Here is a 25,919-nt window from a genome sequence, read left to right on the forward strand (position 1 = left end):
CGTCGGCTGGAACGAAGGAGCGTTGCCCAAAGGGCGTCAAGAGATTTCATTTGGGGGCCTCCATGGGGGCCTCGAAAGACGCGATAAAAGATAAATTATTTGAAATCAATGTGATGGATTACTTATGAGAATCGCCACCTGGAACGTCAACTCTCTCAAGGTCCGGCTGCCGCAGGTGCTGGACTGGCTGATCGAGCAGGAAAAGGCCGATACGCCGATCGACGCCCTGTGCCTGCAGGAACTGAAGATGCCGGACGACAAGTACCCGCTGGCCGAACTGGAGAGCGCGGGCTTCCATAGCGTGTTCACTGGCCAGAAGACCTACAACGGCGTGGCGATCCTGGCGCGCAATGCCACCATGGCGACGCCCTCCGACGTGGTGCGCAATATCCCCGGTTACGAGGACGCCCAGCAGCGCGTGGTGGCGGCCACCTATGGCGATGTACGCCTGGTGTGCGCGTATTTCCCCAATGGCCAGGCGCCGGACTCGGACAAATTCACCTACAAGCTGAGCTGGCTGCAGGCGATCACGGTCTGGCTGCAAGAGGAACTGAAGAAGTACCCCAGGCTCGCGCTGCTGGGCGACTTCAATATCGCGCCCGAAGACCGCGACGTGCACGATCCCAAGAAGTGGGAAGGCCAGAACCTGGTCTCGCCCCCGGAGCGGGACGCTTTCAGGGCGCTGGAGGCGTTGGGCCTGACCGATGCCTTCCGCATGTTCGAGCAGCCCGAGAAGAGTTTCTCGTGGTGGGACTACCGCATGCTCGCCTTCCGCCGCAATGCCGGCCTGCGCATCGACCACATCCTGCTGTCGCCGGCCTTGCGCGAAGTGTGCAGCGCTTGCGTGATCGATCGCGTGCCGCGCGCATGGGAGCAGCCGTCGGACCACACGCCGGTGGTGGCCACGCTCGCGCTGGGGTGAGTGGGCTGAATGGGCTGAATGGGCTGAATGGGTTGAATGGCTGAATGGGCGGAAGCACTGGGCCGAAGGCCACGTTCAGGAGATCCGGGTAGCCACCGGCTCGCTTCCGGACGGCCGCACAGCTACACTGCGGGCATGAAACCGGCCACCTTCCGCCACCGCAACCTTCCCCACCTGCTGCTGCAAGCCCGCGAAACGCTGATGGCGGGCTTTCGGCCCATCCTGCGCGAGCACGGCATGACCGAGCAGCAATGGCGCGTGGTGCGCACCCTCAGCGAGCAGGGCGACATGGAGCCGAACCAGGTCGCCGATGCCTGCCTCATCCTGAGCCCGAGCCTGACCCGCATGCTGTCGAGCATGGAGGAAGCGGGCCTGATCCTGCGCTCGCGCTCCACCACGGACCAGCGCCGCCAGCTGATCTCGCTGACCGATAAATGCCGCGCCCTGATCGCCGAGATGGAGCCGCTGATTGACCGGCGCTATGAGGAACTCGAGCAGATGATCGGCGCCGAGCGACTCGGCAAGGTCTACGGCGCGCTCGACGAACTGCTGGAAAGCCTCACCGAGCGGGACCAGCGCGCATGACCACGCCGGCAGCGCAAGGCGCAGCGGGCGGCGTGCGGGGACGCCTGCTGCCGGCATGGCGCCACCGCGTGAGCGCCGCTTCCCTGCGTGCCGACCTGATCGCGGGCCTGCTGGGCGCCGTGCTGGTGCTGCCGCAGGGCGTGGCCTTCGCCACGCTCGCCGGCCTGCCGCCGCAATTCGGCATCTACGCGGCCGTTATCCCCTGCATCGTGGCGGCCTTGTTCGGGTCGAGCTGGCACGTGATGTCCGGGCCGACCAATGCCAATTCGCTGGCGCTGTTTGCCATGCTGAGTCCCGTGGCCCTTGCCGGCAGTCCGGAGTACATCAGCCTCGCGCTCGCCGTCACCGTCATGGTCGGCGTGCTGCAGTTTGCCGTGGGTACCCTGCGCCTCGGCTCGCTCGCCAACTTCATCTCGCCCTCGGTGCTGCTTGGCTTCACCTGCGGCGCGGCGACGCTGATCGGGCTCTATGCGCTCAAGGACCTGTTCGGACTGGCGGTGCCCACCGGCACGAGCGCTTTCGGCGTGGTGCGCTTCCTGCTCGACAACGCCGACGCCATCAACTGGAGCGCGTTCACCGTGGCGGCGATCACGCTGGCGGTCACGCTTGCCGTCAAGCGCATCTCGCGCCGGCTGCCCTTCATGCTGGTCGGCCTGCTGGCGGGCTACGGTGTCGCCCTGCTGCTCAATGCGCCGGGCTGGAGCGCGGGCGCGCGCCATGTCGACGTGGTCGGCCCGATTCCGTCGGCCATTCCGCCCTTCCACGTTCCCGGCATCTCCTGGCAGGCCATCCCCGATTTGCTGGGCATCGCCGCCGCGCTCACCATCGTGGCGCTCGGCCAGTCGATCTCGATCGCCAAGGCGGTGGCGCTGCGCTCGGGCCAGCACATCGACGCCAACCGCGAGTTCATTGGCCAAGGCTTGTCCAATATCGCGGGTGGCTTCTTCTCCGCCTATATCTCCTGCGGCTCGCTGAACCGCTCGATGCCCAACTATGAAGCCGGTGCGCAGACGCCGATGGCCAGCATTTTCTCGGCCTTGCTGCTGGTCGTGCTGGTCACCGCCAGCGCGCCGCTGCTGGCGCAGATTCCGCTCGCGGCGATCGCCGCGATGCTGTTGCTGGTGGCCTGGGGCCTGTTCGATTTCGCCCGGCTACGCCGCATCGCCAGCCTGAGCCGCACCGAATTCGCCATCGCCATCGGCACGTTTGCCGCCACGCTGGTCATCCGCCTGGAACTGGCGGTATTGCTCGGCACCATCCTGTCGCTGGTCGCTTACCTCTATCGCACCTCGCGGCCGGCAGTGCGCAGCCTGGTGCCGGACGCGGACGATCCCGACCGGCGCTTTACGCCGCTGGACGAGCTGCAACGTCCGCAGCCGGAATGCCCCCAGCTCAAGCTGCTGCGCATGGAAGGAGCAATCTACTTCGGCGCCGTCCAGTACGTTACGGACCGGTTGCACGAGGCACGTAGCGCGCATCCCGGCCAGATCCATCTGCTGGCCATGACCAAGAGCATGAACTTCATCGACCTGGCCGGCGCCGAAATGTGGGAAAGCGAGCTGGCCGAACGGCGAGCCACCGGCGGCGATCTGTATTTCCACCGCCCGCGCAAGCAGGTCTTGCAGACATGGGATCAGACCGGCTTTGCACTAAAGCTGGGCGAGGGACATATCTTCTCCACCAAGCGGCAGGCGCTGCACGCCATCATTACCCGCCTGGACCCCGCCCGATGCGCGCAATGCCAGGCGCGTATCTTCGAGGAATGCGCAAGTCGCCCGGGCGGCGCAAGCGCAGCCATGACGTGACGTGACGTGACGTGACGTGACGTGACGTGACGTTATCTGACGTGATGACCTGATGACGTCAGTACGTCAGGGATGAACGCGTGGAGTGAAAAAGAAAAACGCCGGCGGGAAACCGGCGCCAGGCGGCGAGAAGCCGCAATAACATGAAACGGTAGCCCGCGATCGGACCGATGACCGACCCGGAGGACCGAGGCCCGCGTCAGAGCGGCGCCACATGGGCGCGCTTGACGACGACAGGCTGGGCCGCGCCCTGTTCGATCAGCACCACGGCGGCGCGCTCGATGGTCTCGCGTCCGGCACGGAAAGCCTCTTCCAGCGACAAGACCTGGTCGGCGCTGAAGCCTTCCCACAGCGCTTCGCGCGTCACCACGCAGGTGACCGGTTCACCGTTGACCACAGCGTGAAATAGCAAGCCTTCATTATTGATGTCGTAGCGCTCTTGCTCTTGGAATTTGATATCCATCGGTACAGCCCTCCATTGCAAGTGAAGAATCATCCTAACATGGGTCGGCCCGACTCGTCCGCAAAGGCCTGCACCTCGCTCGCCCCCATGCAAGACTCTCAATGGCCCGGACGAGTTCCCGCGGCTTGCATGCCTGGATTCGGTGCAAAGGAAAAAGCTTCGCGCCATGCAATGCGCGCGCGGGAAGATTTCCGCAGCGAGGAGTTTGACAAGCGCAAAAACAATGATATAATCTTCTTCTTCGTTGGGGCGTTAGCTCAGTTGGTAGAGCAGCGGACTCTTAATCCGTAGGTCGAGTGTTCGAGTCACTCACGCCCCACCAGCGAATTCCAAAAGGCCGGAAGCAGAAATGCTTCCGGCCTTTTTCATTGGCGCGGCCATGCCGCCCGGCATGCACCCCCAGTACCCCTCGATAAACGCGCAAAGACATCCAAAAGACGTGCAAAAAAAAAGCCCGCGTCAATGGCGGGCTTGAGAAGGGTCAGGGGCGTTCGGGGAACGTCCCGGCATCTAGTTTGAATACATTGCAGACATGGCGCGACCCCTCTCGAGTGGGGTCGCGCGCACGCGGCATCCGGGAATAGCTTCAGGCGGCGCTCGCGCGCGCGAACAATTCGCGCGCCAGCCCGCGGTGCCGCGCCAGCACGCGCGGCAATTCCACCGTGCGCAGTTCGCCATCGCGCACCACCACCTTGCCATTGATCACGCTGGTGGCGACGTTGCCCGGCGTGCAGAACACCAGCGCCGCCACCGGATCGTGGCCCGCGCCCGCGTAGGCCACCTGCCCCATGTCGAAGGCCACGAAATCGGCCGACATGCCAGGCGCCAGGGCACCGATATCGTCGCGGCCCAGCACGCGCGCGCCACCCAGCGTGGCAATCTCCAGCGCTTCGCGCGCGCCCATGGCGGCGGGGCCGTATCCCACGCGCTGCAGCAGCATCGCCTGGCGCACCTCCCCCAGCATATGGGCGCCATCGTTCGAAGCGCTGCCGTCCACCCCCAGGCCGACCGGCACGCCGGCATCGCGCATCGCGCGTACCGGCGCAATGCCTGATGCCAGCCGCATATTGGAACAAGGGCAATGGGCCACGCCCGTGCCGGTGCGTGCAAACAACGCAATGCCCTCTTCATCCAGCTTGACGCAGTGCGCGTGCCACACATCGGGGCCGACCCAGCCGAGCTCTTCCGCGTACTGGGCAGGCGTCAGGCCGAACTTTTCGCGCGAGTAAGCGATGTCGTTATCGTTCTCGGCAAGGTGGGTGTGAAGCGACACGCCATAGTTGCGTGCCAGCAGCGCCGACTCCCGCATCAGGTCGCGCGACACGGAGAACGGCGAGCACGGCGCCACCACCACGCGCAGCATGGCATGGCGCGAAGCGTCGTGGTATTGCTCGATCAGCCGCTGGCTGTCCTTCAGGATTGCCTGCTCCTCCTCCACCACCGAATCGGGCGGCAGGCCGCCCTTGCTGCGCCCCACGCTCATCGATCCGCGCGCGGCATGAAAACGCATGCCCATCTGCGCCGCGGCCGCGATCGAATCGTCCAGGCGCGAGCCGTTGGGATACAGGTAGAGATGGTCGCTGGTGGTGGTGCAGCCGGACAGCATCAACTCCGCCATCGCGGTCCGGGTCGAGACATCGATCATTTCCGGCGTCAGGTGCGACCACAACATATAGAGGTTGCTCAGCCAGGAGAACAGCTCCGCGTCCTGCGCGGCCGGCACGGCGCGGGTCAGGCTCTGGTACATGTGGTGGTGCGTATTGACCAGCCCGGGGATCACCACCTGGCCGCTCATGTCGAGCACCTCGGCACGGCCTTCGTCGATCAGCCGGCGGTATGGTTGCGGCAAGTCGGCGCTGGCGCCCACCCATTCGATCGATGGCCCCTGCGCCACCAGCGCGCCACCCGGGATCTCGCGGCGCTGGGCATCCATGGTGACCAGGATGTCTGCATTGATAAGGATGAGGGTCATGGCTGGATCTTCGGATTGGCGATGATGGTGAACGGATAGCGGCGCAGTGCCCGGTTGGCCCGCATCGTGCGGACCGGCCCGGACAGTCTAAGACGACGATGGCCCACCGCAAAGCATCGAATTCCACCGACGGTGTACGCAAAAATAGCACAGCCACCGATGACCCGTTCGGGCCGCTAGCGCAGGCTCCCGAACAGCTCCGCCAGGCCCGCGCCGATGCGCTCGGCCATCAGGCTGGCCGCCGGGCTCAGCGGATTACGCGCGCGCGCCACCAGCCGCAAGGTCTGGCACGGCAGCTTGCCGTCGCGCAGGGGCACCCATGCGAGCGCCCCGCGCGCGCGCTCCTCCAGCACGTCGAGGGGATTCAGGAAGGCGACGCCGTCACCAAGCATGACCAGGCGCCGCATCAAGGCCGTCGAGGTGGTCTCGGTCACCGGCGACACGTCGATGGCCGCGCGGGCGAAGCCCTCGTCGAGGATGGCGCGGATCGACATCGACCGCGCAGGCAGGATCACCGGGTAAGCCAGGCACTCGCCCAGCAGCGTCGATGGCTGCGCGGCCAGCGCATGTCCGGGCGCGACCACCGCGCCGATATGCCAGTCGCTGCCGGCCAGGATGCGAAAGGCGGCGATGTCCGGAAGCTCGTAGGCAAGGCCGAGATCGGCATCGCCGCGCTCGACGGCGCTGACGATGTCCGCCACGGGCAAATCCAGCAGGCGCACCAGGATGCCCGGATATTGCTGGCGGAAGCCATGCACCTGCGAAGGCATCAGCGACCCCGCCAGCCCCGCCGTGGTAGCGACCGTCACCTCGCCCTGGCGCACACCCTTGACAGCCTCGATCCGGCTGCGCAAGAGATCGTGCTCCCGCAGCGTCTGCCGCACGTGCGCGAGCACCATCTCTCCCAGCGCGGTCAGCCGGAGCCGTTTGTTGATGCGCTCGAACAGGGGCGCGCCCAGTTCGGTCTCCAGGTCCAGGATCTGCCGGTTGATCGCGCTCGGCGCCACATGCAGATGCAGCGCGGCCTGGCGGATCGAACCGCGGTTCACCACCTCATCGAGGTAGCGCAGGACTCTGGCATGCATGAGGGCTCCGGATGCTGGCTCGACGCGGCAGCGGCTGCCGCGGACAGGGAAGACGAGCGCATTGTAGCCGCAGGACCTGATGCTGGAGATCGATACCCTGCCGCAGGAGGAAGCGGGCAGCGTGGCGGCGTACCTTGGCGAGGGGGTCGGCAACGCGCACGCACGCCAGCGTCTTTGACCACCGCAAAAAGCTGTTGCATTGCCACAATCGGCTCACTATAATCTCGCACTTCGTTGGGGCGTTAGCTCAGTTGGTAGAGCAGCGGACTCTTAATCCGTAGGTCGAGTGTTCGAGTCACTCACGCCCCACCAGCGAATTCCAAAAGGCCGGAAGCAGCAATGCTACCGGCCTTTTTCAGGCGTCATTGTTCAGGCTTCATTGGGGCGTTAGCTCAGTTGGTAGAGCAGCGGACTCTTAATCCGTAGGTCGAGTGTTCGAGTCACTCACGCCCCACCAGTGAATTCCGAAAGGCCGGTAGCAGCAAAGCTACCGGCTTTTTCATTTGGCTTGGCGACTCCAGGCCACTTGGCATGAACGTCCCCCTGCAGCCAAACCGACCTCCCCCCTTCCCTCTCGCACCACGCTCCATGCGCGGCCATACGCGGGTTGATACCGATTCCGCCGGCCACGCTTTCACGGTTGAATGACGCCTGCAGCACAATGCGGAACATAGTTCCGCATGACGGAATCAATCCAAAGACTCCGGCGTTCCGCGGCAGCTCTTGCCGCCCCGGGACGTTGCGGCACATTGGCGGGATGAACAAGGGCAACGCCGACACAGATCGCCGCATCCCGCGCCCGGCCGATCGGCCCGCTCATACCTAGAACCCTCGGGAGCCTCTCTTGAAAGCAGTATTGAATGTCGGCAGCGCAGCCTGCCTGGCCCTCCTTGGCTTGTGCCACGGCGCCATTGCGCAAACCTATCCGACCAAGCCGATCCGTCTGATCGTGCCGTTTGCCGCGGGCGGCACCACGGACATCGTGGGACGCTCGGTCGCCGAAGGCATCGGCCGTGAGCTGGGCCAGGTGGTGGTGGTGGAAAACCGCGGCGGCGGCGGCGGCGCGATCGGCGCCGACGCGCTCGCCAAGTCCGCGCCAGACGGCTACACGCTGGGCATTGCCACGGTGAGCACCATGGCGACAAACCCGGCCACCAATGCCCGCAACCCCTACGATCCCATCAAGGACTTCGCGCCCATTACCAACCTGGTCAATGTGCCGAACGTGCTGACGATCAACCCCAAGGTGCCAGCCAAGAACCTGCAAGAGTTCATTGCGCTGGTCAAGGCCAACCCCGGCAAGTACAGCTACGCATCGGCCGGCAAGGGCAGCATCTCGCACCTCGATGGCGAACTGTTCAAGTACCTGACCAAGACCGATATGGTCCACATCCCCTATCGTGGATCGGGCCCGGCCCTGAACGACACGCTGGCAGGCCAGGTCAGCGCCCAGTTCGACAACCTGCCCTCGTCCATGCCGCACATCCAGGCCGGCAAGCTGCGCGCCCTCGCCGTGGCGGCGCCCAAGCGCGTGGACGGCCTGCCTGACGTGCCGACGTTTGCCGAAGCCGGCATGAAGGACATGAACAATATGGCCTGGTACGGCCTGGTGGCGCCGGCCGGCACGCCTGCCGCGATCCTCGCCAAGGTCCACGACGCGGCCGTGAAGACGTTGCAGGACCCGAACGTGAAGCGCCGCCTGGCCGAGAGCGGCGCCTACCCTGACGGCAACACGTCGCAGCAATACGCCGCGCAGATCAAGCGCGAACTGGACGTGCGCAAGAAGATCGCGCACGACCAGAACATCACGCTGGAATAAGACCCCCAAGGGCCCGGCCGCCTGCGGCCGGGCCTTGTGCCGCCATTCCCTGCCAACAAGATGGCCGATCGCTGTACCGACGGCGCCAAAGCCGGTAAGGCGCAGCAGAGGCATCCTGTATCAGGCCCTCCCGCCGGATGGTGCGCCAGCGCACCGTCCGGCCCCACAGCGAGCAGGCAGAATCAGGCCAGCATCGCTTGCCGCATGCGCCGGGTTCCCCGCTGCATGGCGTGGCAGGCGTTCTCCCTGACGGAGACCATCATGCTCGACCTGCTGATCCTCATGGCCTTGTCCCCCGTGCTGGCAGTGCTTATCTTCAAAGGATAAACAGAGAGCAGGCAGGACGACCCGTGGCGGATGACACGCCGTTCACGCAGCAGCCAGGGCCGCCTGGGGACCACGCATGGTGCCCTCCTCGCGGTAGCGTGCGTGCCAGGCCAGCGCTTCCTCGATCAGGTGCGGCGTCTGTCCGCCGCGGCGCGTGGCGCGCGTCACGTAATCACGCAGCAAATCCCGATATAGCGGATCCGCGCAATGGGCAATGATCTGCTGCGCGCGCTCGCGCGGCGCCAGCCCGCGCAGATCGGCCAGGCCATGTTCGGTCACGATGACATCGACATCATGCTCGGTGTGGTCCACATGCGAAACCATGGGCACGATGCTGGAGATGGCACCGGCCTTGGCCACCGACTTCGTGACGAACACGGAAATATGCGCATTGCGGGCAAAGTCGCCGGAGCCGCCGATGCCGTTCATCATGTGGGTGCCACCCACATGCGTGGAATTCACGTTGCCATAGAGATCGCACTCCAGTGCCGTGTTGATGGTGATCAGGCCTAGCCGGCGCAATACCTCCGGATGGTTGCTGATCTCCTGCGGGCGCAGGATCACGCGGGACTTGTAGCGTTCCAGGTCTGCCAGGAAGCGCGCGTAGACGGCGCCGGTCAAGGTGACGGACGAAGCCGAGGCAAAGCGCAGCCGCCCGGCGTCGATCAACTCGATCGTGCTGTCCTGCAGGACTTCCGAATACATCGCCAGGTCGCGGAACGGAGAATCGATCAGGCCGTGCAGCACGGCGTTGGCGATGGTGCCGATGCCGGCCTGCAGCGGTTGCAGCGAGGGAGACAGCCGGCCTGCCCGGACCTCATGCAGCAGGAAATCGTTCAGGTGCCCCGCGATCTGGCGCGTTTCCTGGTCGGGCGGCAGCGCCGTCGATGGGCTGTCATCCTTCTGCGTAATCACGATGGCCGCAATCTTCGCGGGATCAACCGGGATATAGGGCAAGCCGATGCGCTGATCCACCGAAACCAGCGGAATCGGCTCGCGGTGCGGGCGCGCCGTGGGCAGGTAGATATCGTGCAGGCCTTCCAGGCCGGCCGGCATATTGAGATTGATCTCGACGATGACCTTGCTGGCCAGCATCGCAAAGCTCGCGGAATTGCCCACCGAGGTGGTCGGCACGATGCCGCCTTCCTCGGTGATCGCCACGGCCTCCACCACCGCCACGTCCACCGGCGCGATCTGCCGTCCGCGCAACTGTTCCACCGTCTCCGACAAATGCTGGTCGATGAACATCACCTCGCCCGCATTGATCTTGCGCCGCAAGGTCGCGTCGACCTGGAACGGCAGGCGCCGCGCCAGCACATTGGCCTCGGCCAGCATCTTGTCGGTATCGTTACCCAGCGAGGCGCCGGTCATCAGCGTAATGCGCAGCGGCTCGGTTGCCGCGCGCTTGGCCAGTGCCTCCGGCACCGCCTTGCAGTCACCGGCGCGCGTAAAGCCGCTCATGCCAACGGTCATGCCGTCCCGGATCATTGCCGCCGCGGCCTCGGCCGGCATCACTTTGTCGAGCAGGCTGGCCAGCCGGATACGTTCCTTGTACATCTTTATGTCTCCATGATGCCTGTCCCGGCGGCTGGGCTGTACCGCGCGCAGCGGCGGGACCCGGTGCCCCGCTCGGCTCGCGCGACCTACCGGCAGGTAAGGCGCTGATAGGCAGTGTAGCCACGGCGATAGCATTCCTGCAGCGATATAAAATCATGAAATCCAGTCGCAAACTTCATAGCCGCGCCTGCACGCACCGGCCCGGCCCAACCGCCTGGTCCCGTCTGTCGTCCAGTGCACTTTGTGCGCAGCGCCCCCCTTTATGCTCTACAGTAGTTAGCACGGTCATGCGGCCATGGCGACGGCACCAGACAAATGGTGCCGCACCAGTCAGCGCCGGCATGACACTGTCAAGACAAGCTGTCTGGGGGAGACACCATGCTGGCGGAAAGCGAATCGCGACTGGCCCAGTTGCTGGCCGACCTGATCCTGTTCGCACAGGGCCACCTGCCCGGCGACATGTTCGCCAAGGTCGAGCCTTTCCTGCGCCACTACTACGACCTGGCCGACGCAGACGACCTGCTCGAACGCGAGGTGGCGGACCTCTACGGCGCGGTCATGGCGCACTGGCAGACTGCCCAGCGCTTTGTCACGGGCAATGCGCGGCTGCGCGTCTATAACCCCAATCTTGAACAGCACGGCTGGCACTCCGATCACTCGGTGGTGGAGATCGTCAACGACGACATGCCGTTCCTGGTCGACTCCGTCACCATGGAGATCAACCGCCTGGGATTGGCCCTGCATTCCGCGATTCACCCGGTGTTCCGGGTCTGGCGCGGCACGGACGGCACCATCGCGAAAGTGGGGCTGGGCAGCGAAGGCGATGCCGCTGCGAACGAACCCGCCGGCGGGCCACGGCTCGAATCCTTTATCCACTTCGAAGTGGATCGCTGCGGCGACACCGCCACGCAAGAGGCCTTGCGCAACGGCATTGCCCGCGTGCTCGGCGATGTGCGCGCCGCGGTGGAAGACTGGCCGCAGATGATGGCCACCACGCGCGCCACCATCGAAACGCTGGCGCAGGGTCCGGAGGGCAAGCAGCCCGAAACGCAGGAAGCCTGCGCCTTCCTGGCGTGGATGCTGGACGATCATTTTTGCTTCCTGGGCCAGCGCGACTACGAACTGCTGAACCAGGATGGCCGCTTCTACCTGCGTGGCGTGACCGGCTCCGGCGCCGGCATCCTGCGCGAGAGCCTGCGCGCGCCCGAGTCGGACACGCTGACCGAGCTCCCCGCGGCGGCCGGCAGCATCATCGAGGGCAGTTCGCCGATCTTCCTGACCAAGGCCAACTCGCGCGCCACCGTGCACCGGCCTGGCTACCTGGACTATATCGGCGTCAAGCTGATCGATGCCAACGGCAAGCTCTTCGGCGAGCGGCGCTTCGTCGGGCTCTACACCTCCACCGCCTACATGATGTCCAGCGCGGAGATCCCGCTGGTGCAGCGCAAGTTCGCGAATATCCTGACACGCGCGGGCTTCCTGACCAAGGGCCACCTCTACAAGTCGCTGGTCACCATCCTCGAGCAGTACCCGCGCGACGAACTGTTCCAGGCCGACGAAGACGAGCTGTTCGACATCTCGCTGGGCATCCTGCGCCTGCAGGAACACCAGCGCATCCGCCTGTTCGTGCGGCGCGACCGCTTCGACCGCTTCGTCTCCTGCCTGGTCTTCGTGCCGCGCGACAAGTACAACACCGACCTGCGCCAACGCATCCAGAGATTGCTGATGACCGCCTTCCGCGGCAATAGCTGCGAGTTCACGCCGCAGCTCTCGGAATCGCCGCTGGCACGTATCCAACTGATCGTGCGCGGCGAGCCGGGCACCATGCCGGAGGTCAATGCTGACGAACTGGAAGGGCGCATCGTGCAGGCCGCCCGCCGCTGGCAGGACGACCTTGCCGCCGCCCTGCTGGACAGCGCCGGCGAAGAGCAAGGCAACCGGCTGCTGCGCCACTATGGCGACTCCTTCCCGGCCGGCTACCGCGAGGACTACCCTGCCCGCACCGCGGTGCGGGATATCGAACTGATGGAAGCAGCGCAGGCCAGCGGCGGCATTGCCATGAACCTGTACCGGCCGATCGAAGCCGCGCCCGGCGCCTTCCGCTTCAAGGTCTACCGGGCGCGCGCGCCGATCGCGCTATCGCTCAGCCTGCCGATGCTCGAACACCTCGGCGTGCGCGTGGACGAAGAGCGGCCCTACCTGGTCGAGCCCAGCGGCGCGGCGCCGGTGTGGATCCACGATTTCGGGCTGGAGATGGCCGATATCGGCGCCGGCATCGACCTCGAAGCCGATATTGCGCGTGTCAAGGCGCTGTTCGAAGATGCCTTCGGGCGCGCCTGGATCGGCGAAATCGAGAACGACGACTTCAACCGCCTGGTGCTGCGCGCCGAACTGGCGGCGCGCGACGTGACCATCCTGCGTGCCTATGCCCGCTATCTGCGCCAGGTGGGATCGACCTTCAGCGATGCCTATATCATGCGCGCCCTGACCGGCAACCCGGCCATCGCGTCGCACCTGGTGGAACTGTTCGTGGCACGCTTCGATCCCGCCACGGAAAGCGCCCGCGCCGCGCGCTGCGAACGGCTGCTGCAAGCCATCGGCGCCGCCCTGGACCAGGTCCCCAACCTGGACGAGGACCGCATCCTGCGCCTGTTCCTGGGCGTGATCAATGCCACGGTACGCACCAACTATTTCCGCCACGGCGCCGACGGCGGGCCGCGCCCTTACCTCTCGTTCAAGTTCAATCCCGCGCTGGTGCCCGGCCTGCCCGAGCCGCTGCCGATGTTCGAGATCTGGGTCTACTCCCCGCGCGTGGAGGGCGTGCACCTGCGCGGCGGCCCGGTCGCGCGCGGCGGCCTGCGCTGGTCCGACCGGCGCGAGGATTTCCGCACCGAGGTGCTGGGCCTGATGAAGGCGCAGATGGTCAAGAACACCGTGATCGTGCCGGTGGGCAGCAAGGGCGGCTTCGTGGTCAAGCGCCCGCCGCCGGCAACCGACCGCGATGCCTTCCTGCAGGAAGGCATTGCCTGCTACCAGACCTTCCTGCGTGGCCTGCTGGACGTGACCGACAACCGCGTCGCGGGCACGCTGGTGCCGCCTCCCGAGGTGGTGCGCGACGATGGCGACGATCCCTACCTGGTGGTCGCCGCCGACAAGGGCACGGCGAGCTTTTCCGACTACGCCAACGCGATCTCCGCCGAGTACGGTTTCTGGCTCGGCGACGCCTTTGCGTCTGGCGGCTCGGTAGGCTACGACCACAAGAAAATGGCCATCACCGCGCGCGGCGCGTGGGAGTCTGTCAAGCGGCACTTCCGCGAGATGGGCGTCAACATCCAGACCACCGACTTCACCGTTGCCGGCGTCGGCGACATGTCCGGCGATGTCTTCGGCAACGGCATGCTGCTGTCGCCCCACATCAAGCTGGTGGCCGCGTTCGACCATCGCCATATCTTCCTCGATCCCAGCCCCGACCCGGGCGCCAGCCTGCGCGAGCGCCAGCGCATGTTCGAGCTGCCGCGCTCCAGCTGGGCCGACTACGACATCAGCGTGGTGTCGGCCGGCGGCGGCGTGTTTCCACGCACCGCCAAGACCATCGCCATTACGCCCGAGGTGCAGGCCTGCCTTGGCATCACCGCCACCACGCTGTCGCCCGCCGAACTGGTCCACGCGATCCTGCTGGCACCGGTCGACCTGCTCTATAACGGCGGCATCGGCACCTACGTCAAATCCAGCCGCGAGAGCCACCTGCAGGTGGGCGACCGCAGCAACGACGCGGTCCGGGTCAACGGTGCGGAGCTGCGCTGCAAGGTGATCGGCGAAGGCGGCAACCTCGGCTTGACGCAGCTCGGGCGCATCGAATTCGCGCTCAATGGCGGACGCATCAATACCGATGCCATCGACAATTCCGCCGGCGTGGATTGCTCGGATCACGAGGTCAATATCAAGATCCTGCTCGGGCTGGTGGTGACGGATGGCGAGATGACCGAAAAGCAGCGCAACAAGCTGCTGGCGGAAATGACGGACGAGGTTGGCCTGCTGGTGCTGGAGGACAACTACTACCAGACCCAGGCGCTGTCCGTGGCGGGCCGCAGCGCCGCCGCGCTGATCGATGCGGAAGGCAGGCTGATCCGCTGGCTGGAGCGCGCCGACCGGCTCAAGCGCAGGCTGGAATTCCTGCCAACGGAGGACGAACTGGTCGAACGCAAGGCCGCCGGACTGGGGCTGACCTCGCCCGAGCGCGCCGTGCTGCTGGCGTACAGCAAGATGTGGCTGTACGACGAACTGCTTGCATCGAGCTTGCCCGAGGAACCGCTGGTGGCCGGCCTGCTCCCCGCATACTTCCCGCAGCCCCTGCGCGAGCGGCATGCCGACACCATGCTGCGCCACCCGCTGCGGCGGGAGATCCTCGCCACGCACCTGACCAACACGCTGGTCAATCGCGTCGGCGCCACCTTCGTCCACCGCATGCTGGAGGAAACCGACGCGCGTCCCGCCGACATCGTGCGCGCCTGCCTGATCGCGCGCGACGTGTTCGGCCTGGTACCGCTCTGGGCGAACATCGACGCGCTCGACAACCGCGTCGACGACGCCGTGCAGGCGCATATGTTCACCGTCGTAGGCAGGCTGCTGGAACACGCCAGCCTCTGGTTCCTGCGCCATCCTCATGCCGGCGGACCAGCCGACAGCAACAGCGCACGCTATGCCGAGGCCGCGGCCTGGCTCACGCCGCAACTGCCAGCGCTCCTGGCAGGCCCCGAGGCGGCCGCGCTGGCCGAGCGCCAGCAGGCGCTGCGCCAGTCCGGCGTGGACGAGGCGCTGGCGCTGCGCGTAGCCGCTGGAGAGATTTCCGCCGCGGCACTGGATATCGCCGAGGTGGCGGCGGCCACGCAGCGCAGCCTGGCATTGGTGGCAAGCGTATATTTCGCGCTCGACACGGAGTTCAGCTTCGGCTGGCTGCGCGAACGCGCGCTGGCCTTGCCTGCCGACAGCCACTGGGATCTGCTGGCACGCACCACGACCCTGGAAGACCTCGGCCGCCTCAAGCGCGCGTTGACGGTAAGCGTGCTGGCGCAACCACAGGAACTGGACGCGCCGGCACAACTCATCGAAGCCTGGCGTGGCGGCCGCCATGCGCAAATCGAGCGCTTCTCGCGCATGCTGGCGGACCAGCGCGCATCGGGCGCGGCAGGCTTGTCGATGCTGTCGGTGGCAGTACGGGAAATCGGCTTGCTGGAACGCAGCCAGCCGTGCGGGTAGACGCGCACGCTGCCGCCAACCGGAGACAATGACGGCAGGTCAGCCAGCGGGGCCAGAGCCAGAGTGCGGGGCGATCCCGCGCCCCGCTGCATTTGCCGCTTCCGCTCAAACCGGAAGCAAACCGGAAACGCGAAGGTCAAGGCTGTCAAAGCCGCGATCGCAGCGGTGATCGTCGTCGCTGCGTGCAGCCACGCCAGGTCTGCCTTACCGCCCCCATTTCGCCTCGAGCAGCACTGCCGTCTTGATGGCGGCGACGGTCTGCTCTTCGGTCTTGAAGTCCCCCAGCAACCGCTTGGACTTGCCGCTGAGCACCGCTGCCTGGAGCGCCTTGCCGGAGGCCGCCGAGGTGCCTTGGCTCCAGCAGTAGCGCGCCGTCCACTTGCCGTCCTGCAAACGCTCCGCCACCCAGATGACGCGAAAATCCCCGAACACAACCCCGAAAGGCTCGTCTTCGTCCATGACATAACCTCCACAACAGCGATCGTTCCCCTCGAACGCCACGGCCGTGCGCGCGCTGGCCGTGTCAGCATCATCGCCAGCCCGGGATCGGCATCGGGCCGGGGCGATGCGTCGCCGTCGATGCGGCGATCTGGTCGTTCAGGGCTGGAGGCCGCGTTGCGCCATGGACGGACCTGTTCAGCCACTGGCCATGGCTGTTCGTCGTCACGGTGGCTTGCTGCGCCAACGCCCCGCTTTCGCGGGATGCTAGCATGCCGCACGCCCGCCTTGCCAGCCATGCCGCACGCGCCTGCGTGCAGCCTGCGCGTGCCGGCTAGTCCGGTGGAATCTCGTGATTGCCGTGCGCCAGGAGCCCGCACTCGCCATCGCCCACTGCGCGTGGCTTGCGAGGCTGGAACTCCAGGCCCAGTCGGATCATCAGCTCGAAAGCGTCCGCCAGCAGATGCTGCTGGCGCGGCAACAAGCTGGCATAGGGCATGTCGTAGATAGACTGGTGGGATCCGCGCGCGCCCTTGAGGCCGCGATCACGCGCCATATCGGACAACAGCGCGGCAAAGCCGTCCAGGTCCTCGGCTGCCAGGGCGGTATTGAGCACCGCTGCCAATACGTGGGGCGGGGACGCCCCCCAGCCCATGGCATCGGCGTTGGCGGCGCCTTCTTCGGAATCATCGAATGGTTTCATACCGGGATTAACGACCGTGATATCGCGCCATGTAGGCCAAATCGCCAAAACTTCTGCCAAATAAAACCATGGCAGGTTATGGCTCCTTGGCTCGCCCGGTGCAGGACGAGCCCCAGCAGGACGAGCCCCCGCAGGACGATCCCTCAGCCCGCGGCATAGGCAACGTGGTCCACGGTGGCATCGATCAGCCGGCGCGCGCGCGCCTGGGCCCGGTCCGCCACTTCGAGCAGTTCGCCCTGCTCCTGCCCCACCCACGACTGCAAGGCCGAAGGATTGCGCACCGCGCCCTTGGCCTCCTGGACGATCGAGGCGCTCACCTGGCACCCCCTGTCCTGCTGCTGCACCGAAATCAGGATCACGTAGCCTCGGTAATTTTGCGTTCTGGATTCATTCATGGATTGCGCCTCCCTTTGCGGCCATCGTAGCATGCCGCAGTGCAGCGTCGGCCCAACAGGAGCGGCAGGCGCGAAAGCTCCCGCCTTCAGGTCCGGTCCTGGGGACGATCCTGGGGGCGGCGCCCCATGCGCCAGACGTTCGGCGGCTCGCCGTGGGCAGCATTCTGGAACATCCAGGCGCCGCAGACGGTGCAGCGCCAGGGCCGGTCCACCCAACGCGAATTGATGTCCATGCCAAGCGCCCCCGCACCGGATGCAGCCAGATTCTCATGCGGCTGCACCGTGGTCGGTGCGCCAACGAGCAGATGGCAGAGATCGCAAGCCTGCATGTCGCTACTCCAATGAAGCCCTTACTCCGGCGAAGAGGGCGTGCCGAAGGGATCAGCAGGTTGCTGGCCCGGTGCCCCGGTCAGATCGAATTCGTCACGTGCCTTGTCCACCACGGCCCGGATACCCTTTTCATAGCCCGCGGCATTGCCGAAGACCTTCATATCCCAGTTACGCCCGCGCGCATCGCGTGCATGTGCTTGCGGCGCCGCCACCCGGACCTTGACACCGTCCTCCATGATGTCGTCGATGCGCTGGATCCGCCGGCTCACCTCGTCCTGCAAGGCCCGGGCGGCGCGCTCGCGTTTGGCCATCGTTCACTCCTGTCGTTTCCACAAGTCACCGCGAGCGACACCTGGCGAAGCCTGCATCCCGGCGCCGCGTGCCGCAAACGTCTACCCGCCATGACATGCAAAATGCGCCGTCGATGGGTTGATTGTAGAAGCCGACGCCCCTTCGCGACAAACCTGTTTGAGCCGCAAGCCGGGCAATGGGAGATAAACGGGAAATGGGACGGGACAAGACTGGCGAGGCTGGGTGGACCTGCGCTCACCTGCGGCGCCGGCAGTCATCTGACTGCACAACCGCATCCACGATACCTGGACTGATGCGCGCGATAGACGGCGATCGGCGCCGCTTGTATTGCCGTCGCCAGGATAGGCGTGCCGAGCACATAAAGAAAAAACCCGCACAGCCAGTGCTGTGCGGGTTTTCTTAATACTGGTCGGGGCGAGAGGATTTGAACCTCCGACCACCTGCACCCCATGCAGGTTTAGCTCCATCCGGATGCATCCCGAAGAATCCTCGCGGTAGGGTAAAAAGCCTTCTACTATAAGGACATAGACGCTTCGCATGTCCGATCCCATATCGAATGCATCCTTCGTCAGCCTGCCATTCTGTTGGGGTCATTGTTGGGGTCAAAATGGCAAAGCTCACGAACAAGAAGTTGCAGGCGCTCAAGCCCACTGATTTAGGCGCGACACTTCGCGACGATGGCAGTCTTTGGGGAAAGGTCCGCAAGGCGGGTTCCGGGGTTAGCGTCACCTTCTGGTATCGATACCGCTGGGGGAACAAGACGCGCGATTGCGCATGCGGCACGTGGCCAGCCACCGGGCTGCCCGCGATCCGCGCCGCTCGTGACAAAGCCCGAGAACTGGTCGCGCAGGGAATTGACCCCAACGAGCGCCGGCGCACCGACAAGCTGGCCCGACAAGCCGCCGAGGCTGCACGGCAAGCCGAGTCAAAGAGACAAGCAAGCCGCCTCACCTTTCGCCAGCTGTTCAGCATTTGGGAGCAGCATGCGCTGTCAAAGCGAAAGGACAAAGGCGCCGAAACCCGCCGCGCGTTCGAACTGGACGTCTTGCCGGCGATCGGCGACCGATACGCAGAGGAGGTTCAGCGAGCGGATCTTCTTGCCGTGCTCGACCGCATCGTCGCACGCGGCGCGAACAGGTTGGCGAACCGCACCCTCACCGATCTGAAACAGCTGCACAAGTGGGCGATCCTACGGGCGTATGCCCCAGCCGACCCGCTGCTGAACATCGTCAAGAAGGACATCGGCGGCGCCGAAGTCGAACGCGAGCGTTACCTGACCATTGACGAACTACGCGCCTTGCCCGTCGCAATGTCAAGCGGCGGCGTCCAGGAAACGACGCAGCACGTGCTATGGCTGATTCTGGCAACCAACGCCCGCATTGGTGAAGTCGTCAAGGCGCGCCGAGCCGACGTCGATATCAAAGTAGGGACCTGGCGCGTCCCGCGTGAGAACTCGAAGAATTACGACCCTCACGTCGTGTTTCTGTCTGACTTTGCCAAAGAACATATGCAGGCGTTGCTTGATGCCTCTAACGGCACGGAGTGGCTAGTGCCCGCTGCCAATGGCAAAGGCCCTGCGGACCCAAAGGGCATCACGAAACAGATCGGTGACCGCCAGTTGAAGTTCTACGATCGCAAAGCCCATAGCAAACGCACAGCGCATGAGAACGCCCTCTGCCTTGGCAATGACCGATGGACCCCACACGACTTACGGCGAACGGCTGCCACGCAAATGCAGGCGCTTAAGATCGCGCCTGTAGTCATTGAAGCCTGCATGAACCATCGGGAAACAAACCGAATGGCACGGATCTATCAGCGGCACGATTACGCGGAAGAAAAGCGCAAGGCATGGGCGCAACTCGGCAAACGATTATATTTGCTGACGCGCGCCAATGCCGCGAACGTGGTATTGCTATCGCGGCATAGCACAGGCACATAAATCCTCTTGCATCCCAAATGAAAATATGCCATCCTAATCAGGTAGTACCTTACCGCGCCAATGGACTGGAACACGGTGGACCCGCAATGGGTCGCATTCCCACTTCCGGCGCTCTCCCCGTTGCTTGATCGCCGGTTATTTAATTAACTGGCGGCGCTATTGTGCCCCGCAATTGGACGCAAAAAAATGGGGATCATCACGATAGATAAGCCGACACTGACCTCCACCGCATTAACGCGATCGTCGAAGGCGAAGCGTGGTGGCGGTGGCGTGAAGGCAAAACCTCCGGCAATTGACCTGTGTCAGCCTGGGCGCCTGAGAGTCTCAAATCTGTTGGCACTATACGGCATTGCCAGCGCCAACACTCTGTATACGTGGCTGCGCCTTCATAAAATCCCACCGCCCGATGGTCACGACGGTAGACCTTACTGGCTCACCAGCACGATCCGCAAGCATCTGGAAGGCCAAAAGTAATACGTTTCCCGCTTCTGCACTCAAGTGCAGGAGCGGATGGCCTCTCCGTACGCGGCAACGCTATAAAAAAACAGCCCGGACCGCCAGAACACGATCCGAGCTTTTTCCCGATTTCGAAAAATTGAAGGTGTACTTTAACACACCTTTTTCCATGGCTATCACTTTCATTTCCAAAAAATCAGACGGCGTTACTAACCCCGTCCCGAGCGAGCCAACCAATAACGCCCATGTAATCAATCTGCCGATCAAGCAGTCGTCGCAAGGCGTGCCGAAGACCGCGCTGGTTATCGACCCGATTTCCGTTTATCGCGAGATGCTGACGATGCTGGATCCCTATTGCAAATATAAACAATGGTTCGAAATCGCCTGCGCCACCAAGGCGGCTGGTCTTAGCTTCCAGGACTTCGATAACTGGAGCAAGAAAGGCGGGCATAAATACAATGCTGCCGCCTGCAAAACCCTGTGGGATTCGACCAATGCCGATGGTGGGATCACGGCGGGGACGCTTGTCTATCTCGCGAAGGAGGCTGGGTACACAGGGCCCGTGCCCACCGCGCATAGCGCCTCACAGGGGACTGCTGGGCAGCCCGTCGCTGCCGACGGGGCAGCAGCGCTCACAGACGTAAAAGCTAACGGCACCGGTTTGGAAAATCGGTTCAACGCGTGGCCCGATGCGCCTGCAGGTCACCCGTACCTCGCGAAGAAGAAGATTCTGCCAAAAGGCCTGAAGATCGCGACCGGCAGTCTTGGCGGGAAGGACGTAACCGGCTGGGCCGCGGTGCCGGTGCGCAAACTCGACGGCACATTTTGTACGGTGCACTTCCTCTCCCCATCCGGCGAGAAGTGGAGCGCGCCGGGGAAAGGGTCATTTAGTGACGGCATGCACGTCATCGGCACCATTGCACCTGACTGCGTGGTGTACCTCGCGGAAGGTCTTGCGAGCGCCTGGAGCATCTACAACGCTGATCCGTCTGGCGCTGCGGTCACGACATTCAGCGCGGGCCGCTTCGGCACCGTGGCGACAGCGCTGCGTACCGCATGTCCGGATGCTAAGCTCGTGCTGGTGCCCGACAAGGGCGCAGAAGGCACCGCGCACAAGGTTGCTGCTGAAGTCGGCGGGTACCTGGTGGAGATGCCGGAGGACGCACCGTCGAACTACGATGCGTGGGACGTCGAAGACAAGGGCGGCCGGATAGCACTCCAGACGCTCCTGACCGGCCTGAAGAAACCCGAACCGAAAACACCCAAGCCGGAGCCGCTGCAGGACTACGAGCACCTGATCGACTGGTCCGACACCGGCAATGCAAACTTGTTTTCCGAACTCACGGCAGGCGACCTGCGGTTCGTGACTGAACTGGGGAAATGGATCTATTGGGACGGCTCAAGGTGGCTCGTGGACAATGACGGCGGCATTGCCCAGAAGCACGCGCTGCGTGTTGCCGAACACTACCGGAATAAGGCAAAGGTCTTCCGTTCCGCCAGCACCAAGGCGTCCAGCGATGACCGCCGCAAACAACTGGAAAAGCGCGCGGACAGCTATGAAAGGTGGTCGGTGCAATGCAGGAACAAAAGCCGGTTGACGGCATTGCTTGGCATCGCAGGCAAGTTTCAGCATGTCGCTCTGCCGATGAAGCGGCTGGACGCCGACCATCAGCTTTTCGGCGTGGCTAACGGCGTGGTCGATCTGCGTACCGGTACATTGAGAGAAGCGGCGCGTGATGACTTCGTAACCAAACGGTCCCCCGTCCCGTTCATCCCAGGCGCCGCAGCACCAAAGTGGGTTCAGTTTATCGAGCAGATCACTGGCAGCCCGATCCCACCCCAAATCGATGCAAAGGGCGACGTAATCCCCGAGACTGTCGGGCAATTCAAGCCACGACCCAGTTTGGCAAATTATCTGCGCCGAGCCCTGGGCTACTCGCTCACTGGGTTGACGGACCAGCACAAGCTATTCGTCTGCGTGGGGGGCGGGTCGAACGGCAAGAATGTGCTGCTTGACATGGAACGATGGGTGCTCGGTGACTATGGCGTCAGCCTGCCCTCCACGATGCTCCTGGACACAAAATACGCCGACGACGCCGAGAAGGCCAGCCCAAACACTGCGCGACTGGCTGGTGCGCGTTGCGCAATCAGCAGCGAGAACAAGGAGGGGCAAAAATTCGCGGTGGCGACAATCAAGCGACATACCGGCGACAAGACGATGACCGCGCGATTTCTGCACGGCAACCCGTTCGAATTTGAAATCTCACACAAGCTATGGATGATGACCAACGCCGCTCCGGCTATCGATCACCTTGACCCCGCGATTAAGGGCAGGCTGCATTTCATCCCGTTCGACAGGCAATGGAACCGCCCCGGTGAAGCCGACCGGGATCCGATGCTGCCTGATGGAGATGAACGCCTGCTTGATGAATTGAAGAAAGAAGGTTCTGGCATTCTGGCGTGGCTCGTGGCCGGGGCGGTCGAGTACGAGAAGAATCGGTTGGTCCCGCCACCCGAAGTGGCGAACATGACGCGCAGTTACTTCAGCGAACAGGACGTGTTCAGCATGTGGCTGACGCACTACGAAAGGTGTGATCCAAAGGAAGGGACCGCGGCCAAGTCGCTGCTTGAAGCAATACTGGCGTGGTGTGCAGACGAAGGGATCGACGGCGGCAAATACAACGCAACCAGCTTCAGCAAGGCACTGGCTTCCAGACATGTCGAGAAGCATAAGTCAAAGCAAGGCATTCTGTATGGCTTACGCCTGCTGCCTGATGGTGTGCCGGATATCATCCCGGACGCCGAAACCGCCGATGAAGTGGTGGATTATTCTGGGATGCTCTGAATACGAGCCGAGGTGCAGGGTGCAAAGTGCTGCAGGCTTTTTACACTTTCTCCGCAGTCATTGCATTTTTTGGATTGCTGTAAAACAAAGAGTAAGTCCCTGCACTACCCTGCACTCTGCACCTTCCCTTCGGGTCTTCATGGGCAACATACTTGGCGACGGGCACGAGCACTCTTGCAATCAAGTGCAAAAACCCCCTCATACAGATCGGTGTTCAGCATGCGCTCTGCCATATTGGCAGCAAGTCCTACACGATGCGATCCAGAAACCCACTGAAGCTGCCGGCAGACAGGATCGTTTCATCCTTCGGGTTCGCCATCTGAAGGCCTCTCCAGCCCGATGTGTTGTCATCAGGCAAATTGCACTTGATTGCAAAACGAGGTCAGGCAAACTCGGCCAGTTGCTCGGGGGATTCTCGTCCGGTATTCTGAAATTACATTCTTTGCGTCATTGCACAGTTTGAGATACCTGCCTACATGATGACCTCTGAAAAGAAAACGGCAGCCAATCGGCGAAACTGCCAGAAGAGTACGGGGCCGAGGACAGCATCAGGTAAGGCACACGCTAGTGGGAATGCTCTGAAACACGGTGTGCTGAGCGATCGGTTGTTTCTGGACGATGAGAGCCCCGAGGAATTCCAACTCTTGCTAGCTGGATTTCAGGCTTCCCTCAGTCCAGTCGGGAGCCTCGAATTGATGCTCGTCGAAAAGCTTGCCATCTCTGTCTGGCGCCAGCGCCGCCTCATTCGTGCAGAGAGCGCGAGTATCGAACTCGGTAGACGGCTAGATGCGCAGAGCAACCGGCGGCAGGTCGAACGCGCACTGGGGATGACCTTTCCCCAACAGCTTGCCGAGGACGCCTTGCGGCCAGCTCATCCCGACGATGCGGCAGCCATCGACTATTGCCGCGACCTTTACGGCCAGTTCATAGGGGTGTGGGACGCGCTTAGCGCCGGCGACGTTGAGCGCCTAGCAGAGGATGGGCCATTGCTATTCGGCGCCCTGAAACGCGATGCCGACGTCAAAGGTATGGGTATCAAGGATTTCTTGCAGCTGTACGATGGAGGCCTGTTCGCTTGGGCCAAGCAAACATCCCTGAAATGTGCCGCGGAGATCAGCGCCCATGCGCGGCGTCATGTCATCTTGGAAGTGGCAGCTCTGGTCAAGGTACAGCAGTCAGCACCGATCCAGCAGGAGTTGATAGGTCGGTACCAAACCGCGTTGGATAACGAGCTATACCGTGCGATCCGTGCGCTCCGGGAAGCGCAGGAATGGCGTCTCAACACCCTTGATGTCGTTGCCGGAATCCCCAATCCGAAGCCGGCGATGCAGGCCTAACTGGCTTCGTTTGGAAAAAGCCGCCGGTAACCGACAACGGCAACAGCGACAGTTGCAACTGAGTGCAAGAAATTCGCCTCGCAAGCACATTTCTACCTCAGAACACTGCCCCCCGTAGCAGACGTATGGCCTGCGCCGGTCCCTTTCGCTCGTCCTGAAACAGATCATCCATTTGATGGATTTTCTGCCCACGCTTGACAAGGGCAAAGTCCGTATGGGGCGTTCGATCGAGCGGCAGTCCAAAAGCGAGTGCTAATGACCCGGGGGAACAAATGAGGGAGAATGGTGGCGCCACTATACGTGACCAATAGTCCAACAGACGGAGGAATGCGTTTGACAGACAACAAGGGATTCGCAGGACTGTTGACGGACCATGGGTCTAATGCAGTCATTGGCGGGCTGGTGGGGCTGCTGGTTGGCGATGCCCTCGGCGTGCCATACGAGTTTCATGCACCCGAAGACTTGCCAAGCCGGAAGCAAATCGAAATGGTCCCACCGGTGGGCTTCAGGCGTGCGCATGCTGGCGTACGCGTCGGTACATGGTCCGATGATGGTGCCCAAGCCCTCGCATTGCTTGCCAGCCTGATGGACGATGGAAGACTGTCACTGATCGACTTCGCCGACCGATTGCTGCAATGGCTGGACTATGGCTATATGGCTGTCGATGGCGATGTCTACGACTGTGGCGTCCAGACGGCTGAAGCCTTGGGCTACCTGCGCGATGGCGTGTCGCCGCACGAATCCGGTGGGACCGATGAACACAGCAACGGTAACGGATCGCTCATGCGGGTCTTACCCTTGGCCCTTTGGCATACGGGCAGCGACGAACAGCTTGTCAAGGACGCACATCTACAGTCCTTGCCTACCCATGCACATCCTCGGTCGCTGGCGGCCTGCGCATACTTCTGTCTGGTGGGGCGAGGCTATCTATATCAGCTTCCCGATCCGTGGTCATGGGCCGACCACCGACTGGCCGAGATATATGACGATTGGCCTCGTGAGCGAGAGAGAAAGATCTTCCCGCGCGAACTGGACGTGCTGAGAGCCTTCCCGAAGACCGATAAGCCACGCGGAACAGGATTCGTGCTCGATACAATTTGGTCTACGCGCAAGGCCATGGAAGAGGATTCGTTCGAGGAAGTGGTCAAGACCGCCGTCATGTTCGGCCACGACACGGACACAACGGCAGCCGTCGCTGGCGGACTGGCGGGCATTCGGTTCGGGCTTATTGAGGCTTGCATAAATGATGACATCACCACAACTCGGCCTGCTTCCAGCACGCGGCAATGATGTTGGCGCGTTGCTGTGCGCTGCGCAGCCGATTGCGGGCGGTCGTTTTGAGTTCGGCGAGCGAGTGTGGGCAGTAGTTGGCC

At 63.5% G+C, this 25,919-nt stretch carries 19 protein-coding genes, 4 tRNA genes and 1 pseudogene; 13 read left to right on the forward strand and 11 right to left on the reverse strand.

Annotated features, from left to right (window positions below; translation table 11 throughout):
• Positions 1–124 precede the first annotated feature (124 nt).
• The 3 genes from xth (at position 125) to AC1DQ3_RS13670 (ending at position 3,312) form a co-directional block, all read left to right on the forward strand.
• Positions 125–922, forward strand: a complete 798-nt coding sequence (gene xth / locus AC1DQ3_RS13660; protein WP_477120722.1) for an exodeoxyribonuclease III — start codon at positions 125–127, stop codon at positions 920–922.
• Positions 923–1,057: 135 nt separating this feature from the next.
• Positions 1,058–1,507 (forward strand): homoprotocatechuate degradation operon regulator HpaR, encoded by a 450-nt coding sequence (gene hpaR / locus AC1DQ3_RS13665; protein ID WP_477120723.1) that lies wholly within the window; start codon positions 1,058–1,060, stop codon positions 1,505–1,507.
• Positions 1,504–3,312: a SulP family inorganic anion transporter gene (locus AC1DQ3_RS13670; RefSeq protein ID WP_477120724.1), complete on the forward strand. Its 1,809-nt coding sequence runs from the start codon at positions 1,504–1,506 to the stop codon at positions 3,310–3,312. Before hpaR ends, AC1DQ3_RS13670 begins: the two co-directional genes overlap by 4 nt.
• A gap of 199 nt (positions 3,313–3,511) precedes the next feature.
• On the opposite strand, the gene AC1DQ3_RS13675 is transcribed toward AC1DQ3_RS13670, so the two are convergent.
• The gene (locus AC1DQ3_RS13675; protein ID WP_477120725.1) at positions 3,512–3,775 is read right to left on the reverse strand and encodes a DUF1488 family protein; all 264 of its coding nucleotides are present in this window, start codon (positions 3,773–3,775) and stop codon (positions 3,512–3,514) included.
• 246 nt (positions 3,776–4,021) lie between these two features.
• Between AC1DQ3_RS13675 and AC1DQ3_RS13680 the strand changes: the two genes are divergently transcribed.
• Positions 4,022–4,097: transfer RNA gene (locus tag AC1DQ3_RS13680), tRNA-Lys, on the forward strand.
• Between the two features lie 264 nt (positions 4,098–4,361).
• Here AC1DQ3_RS13680 and AC1DQ3_RS13685 read toward each other — a convergent pair.
• Both AC1DQ3_RS13685 and AC1DQ3_RS13690 read right to left on the reverse strand, forming a co-directional pair.
• On the reverse strand, positions 4,362–5,747 hold the full coding sequence (locus AC1DQ3_RS13685) for an 8-oxoguanine deaminase (RefSeq protein WP_477120726.1): 1,386 nt from the start codon (positions 5,745–5,747) through the stop codon (positions 4,362–4,364).
• A gap of 176 nt (positions 5,748–5,923) precedes the next feature.
• Positions 5,924–6,832, reverse strand: a complete 909-nt coding sequence (locus tag AC1DQ3_RS13690; protein ID WP_477120727.1) for a LysR substrate-binding domain-containing protein — start codon at positions 6,830–6,832, stop codon at positions 5,924–5,926.
• A gap of 236 nt (positions 6,833–7,068) precedes the next feature.
• Here AC1DQ3_RS13690 and AC1DQ3_RS13695 point away from each other — a divergent pair.
• The 4 genes from AC1DQ3_RS13695 (at position 7,069) to AC1DQ3_RS13710 (ending at position 8,978) form a co-directional block, all read left to right on the forward strand.
• Positions 7,069–7,144: transfer RNA gene (locus AC1DQ3_RS13695), tRNA-Lys, on the forward strand.
• Between the two features lie 69 nt (positions 7,145–7,213).
• Positions 7,214–7,289 (forward strand) — tRNA-Lys (locus tag AC1DQ3_RS13700).
• A 387-nt stretch (positions 7,290–7,676) separates the two neighbouring features.
• Positions 7,677–8,651 carry a tripartite tricarboxylate transporter substrate binding protein BugE gene (locus AC1DQ3_RS13705; RefSeq protein WP_477120728.1) on the forward strand — a complete coding sequence of 325 codons (975 nt, stop codon included), beginning with the start codon at positions 7,677–7,679 and terminating at the stop codon, positions 8,649–8,651.
• A 204-nt stretch (positions 8,652–8,855) separates the two neighbouring features.
• Positions 8,856–8,978, forward strand: coding sequence for a hypothetical protein (locus AC1DQ3_RS13710; RefSeq protein ID WP_477120729.1), 123 nt, complete (start codon positions 8,856–8,858; stop codon positions 8,976–8,978).
• Between the two features lie 42 nt (positions 8,979–9,020).
• On the opposite strand, the gene AC1DQ3_RS13715 is transcribed toward AC1DQ3_RS13710, so the two are convergent.
• Positions 9,021–10,535 carry an acetyl-CoA hydrolase/transferase family protein gene (locus tag AC1DQ3_RS13715; RefSeq protein ID WP_477120730.1) on the reverse strand — a complete coding sequence of 505 codons (1,515 nt, stop codon included), beginning with the start codon at positions 10,533–10,535 and terminating at the stop codon, positions 9,021–9,023.
• 378 nt (positions 10,536–10,913) lie between these two features.
• On the opposite strand from AC1DQ3_RS13715, the gene AC1DQ3_RS13720 reads away from it, so the two are divergent.
• Positions 10,914–15,791 (forward strand): NAD-glutamate dehydrogenase, encoded by a 4,878-nt coding sequence (locus tag AC1DQ3_RS13720; RefSeq protein WP_477120731.1) that lies wholly within the window; start codon positions 10,914–10,916, stop codon positions 15,789–15,791.
• Positions 15,792–15,995: 204 nt separating this feature from the next.
• On the opposite strand, the gene AC1DQ3_RS13725 is transcribed toward AC1DQ3_RS13720, so the two are convergent.
• The 6 genes from AC1DQ3_RS13725 to AC1DQ3_RS13750 form a co-directional block, all read right to left on the reverse strand.
• Positions 15,996–16,250: a hypothetical protein gene (locus AC1DQ3_RS13725; protein WP_477120732.1), complete on the reverse strand. Its 255-nt coding sequence runs from the start codon at positions 16,248–16,250 to the stop codon at positions 15,996–15,998.
• Between the two features lie 313 nt (positions 16,251–16,563).
• Entirely contained in the window at positions 16,564–16,932 is a 369-nt protein-coding gene (locus AC1DQ3_RS13730) for a hypothetical protein (RefSeq protein ID WP_477120733.1), read from the reverse strand.
• Between the two features lie 143 nt (positions 16,933–17,075).
• Positions 17,076–17,327, reverse strand: a complete 252-nt coding sequence (locus AC1DQ3_RS13735) for a hypothetical protein (RefSeq protein WP_477120734.1) — start codon at positions 17,325–17,327, stop codon at positions 17,076–17,078.
• An 86-nt stretch (positions 17,328–17,413) separates the two neighbouring features.
• Positions 17,414–17,656 (reverse strand): hypothetical protein, encoded by a 243-nt coding sequence (locus tag AC1DQ3_RS13740; RefSeq protein ID WP_477120735.1) that lies wholly within the window; start codon positions 17,654–17,656, stop codon positions 17,414–17,416.
• A 21-nt stretch (positions 17,657–17,677) separates the two neighbouring features.
• Positions 17,678–17,968 (reverse strand): hypothetical protein, encoded by a 291-nt coding sequence (locus AC1DQ3_RS13745; protein ID WP_477120736.1) that lies wholly within the window; start codon positions 17,966–17,968, stop codon positions 17,678–17,680.
• Positions 17,969–18,375: 407 nt separating this feature from the next.
• A tRNA-Leu gene (locus AC1DQ3_RS13750) sits at positions 18,376–18,450 on the reverse strand.
• Positions 18,451–18,576: 126 nt separating this feature from the next.
• On the opposite strand from AC1DQ3_RS13750, the gene AC1DQ3_RS13755 reads away from it, so the two are divergent.
• The 4 genes from AC1DQ3_RS13755 to AC1DQ3_RS13770 all read left to right on the forward strand — a co-directional run bounded on the left by AC1DQ3_RS13755 (position 18,577) and on the right by AC1DQ3_RS13770 (position 25,836).
• Positions 18,577–19,908, forward strand: coding sequence for a tyrosine-type recombinase/integrase (locus AC1DQ3_RS13755; protein WP_477120737.1), 1,332 nt, complete (start codon positions 18,577–18,579; stop codon positions 19,906–19,908).
• A 625-nt stretch (positions 19,909–20,533) separates the two neighbouring features.
• Positions 20,534–23,209, forward strand: coding sequence for a phage/plasmid primase, P4 family (locus AC1DQ3_RS13760; RefSeq protein WP_477120738.1), 2,676 nt, complete (start codon positions 20,534–20,536; stop codon positions 23,207–23,209).
• 692 nt (positions 23,210–23,901) lie between these two features.
• Positions 23,902–24,546, forward strand: a complete 645-nt coding sequence (locus AC1DQ3_RS13765; protein ID WP_477120739.1) for a hypothetical protein — start codon at positions 23,902–23,904, stop codon at positions 24,544–24,546.
• Positions 24,547–24,879: 333 nt separating this feature from the next.
• A complete protein-coding gene (locus AC1DQ3_RS13770) occupies positions 24,880–25,836 on the forward strand; it encodes an ADP-ribosylglycohydrolase family protein (RefSeq protein WP_477120740.1) in 957 nt (318 codons plus the stop codon).
• On the opposite strand, the pseudogene AC1DQ3_RS13775 reads toward AC1DQ3_RS13770, so the two are convergent.
• Positions 25,799–25,919 (reverse strand): annotated as a pseudogene (locus tag AC1DQ3_RS13775) (IS630-like element ISCARN39 family transposase); the annotation flags it as partial. The gene AC1DQ3_RS13770 and the pseudogene AC1DQ3_RS13775 overlap by 38 nt on opposite strands.

Source organism: Cupriavidus sp. 01T418 (assembly GCF_056398885.1).

Excerpts from the sequence above, each read along its gene's own strand:
- AC1DQ3_RS13760 (WP_477120738.1), top strand. The coding sequence starts at position 20,534 with ATGGCTATCACTTTCATTTCCAAAAAATCAGACGGCGTTACTAACCCC.
- AC1DQ3_RS13730 (WP_477120733.1), bottom strand. The coding sequence starts at position 16,932 with ATGAAACCATTCGATGATTCCGAAGAAGGCGCCGCCAACGCCGATGCC.
- AC1DQ3_RS13720 (WP_477120731.1), top strand. The coding sequence starts at position 10,914 with ATGCTGGCGGAAAGCGAATCGCGACTGGCCCAGTTGCTGGCCGACCTG.
- AC1DQ3_RS13690 (WP_477120727.1), bottom strand. The coding sequence starts at position 6,832 with ATGCATGCCAGAGTCCTGCGCTACCTCGATGAGGTGGTGAACCGCGGT.
- AC1DQ3_RS13715 (WP_477120730.1), bottom strand. The coding sequence starts at position 10,535 with ATGTACAAGGAACGTATCCGGCTGGCCAGCCTGCTCGACAAAGTGATG.
- AC1DQ3_RS13735 (WP_477120734.1), bottom strand. The coding sequence starts at position 17,327 with ATGAATGAATCCAGAACGCAAAATTACCGAGGCTACGTGATCCTGATT.
- hpaR (WP_477120723.1), top strand. The coding sequence starts at position 1,058 with ATGAAACCGGCCACCTTCCGCCACCGCAACCTTCCCCACCTGCTGCTG.
- AC1DQ3_RS13725 (WP_477120732.1), bottom strand. The coding sequence starts at position 16,250 with ATGGACGAAGACGAGCCTTTCGGGGTTGTGTTCGGGGATTTTCGCGTC.
- xth (WP_477120722.1), top strand. The coding sequence starts at position 125 with ATGAGAATCGCCACCTGGAACGTCAACTCTCTCAAGGTCCGGCTGCCG.
- AC1DQ3_RS13745 (WP_477120736.1), bottom strand. The coding sequence starts at position 17,968 with ATGGCCAAACGCGAGCGCGCCGCCCGGGCCTTGCAGGACGAGGTGAGC.
- AC1DQ3_RS13670 (WP_477120724.1), top strand. The coding sequence starts at position 1,504 with ATGACCACGCCGGCAGCGCAAGGCGCAGCGGGCGGCGTGCGGGGACGC.
- AC1DQ3_RS13685 (WP_477120726.1), bottom strand. The coding sequence starts at position 5,747 with ATGACCCTCATCCTTATCAATGCAGACATCCTGGTCACCATGGATGCC.
- AC1DQ3_RS13675 (WP_477120725.1), bottom strand. The coding sequence starts at position 3,775 with ATGGATATCAAATTCCAAGAGCAAGAGCGCTACGACATCAATAATGAA.
- AC1DQ3_RS13755 (WP_477120737.1), top strand. The coding sequence starts at position 18,577 with ATGGCAAAGCTCACGAACAAGAAGTTGCAGGCGCTCAAGCCCACTGAT.
- AC1DQ3_RS13710 (WP_477120729.1), top strand. The coding sequence starts at position 8,856 with ATGCGCCGGGTTCCCCGCTGCATGGCGTGGCAGGCGTTCTCCCTGACG.
- AC1DQ3_RS13740 (WP_477120735.1), bottom strand. The coding sequence starts at position 17,656 with ATGCAGGCTTGCGATCTCTGCCATCTGCTCGTTGGCGCACCGACCACG.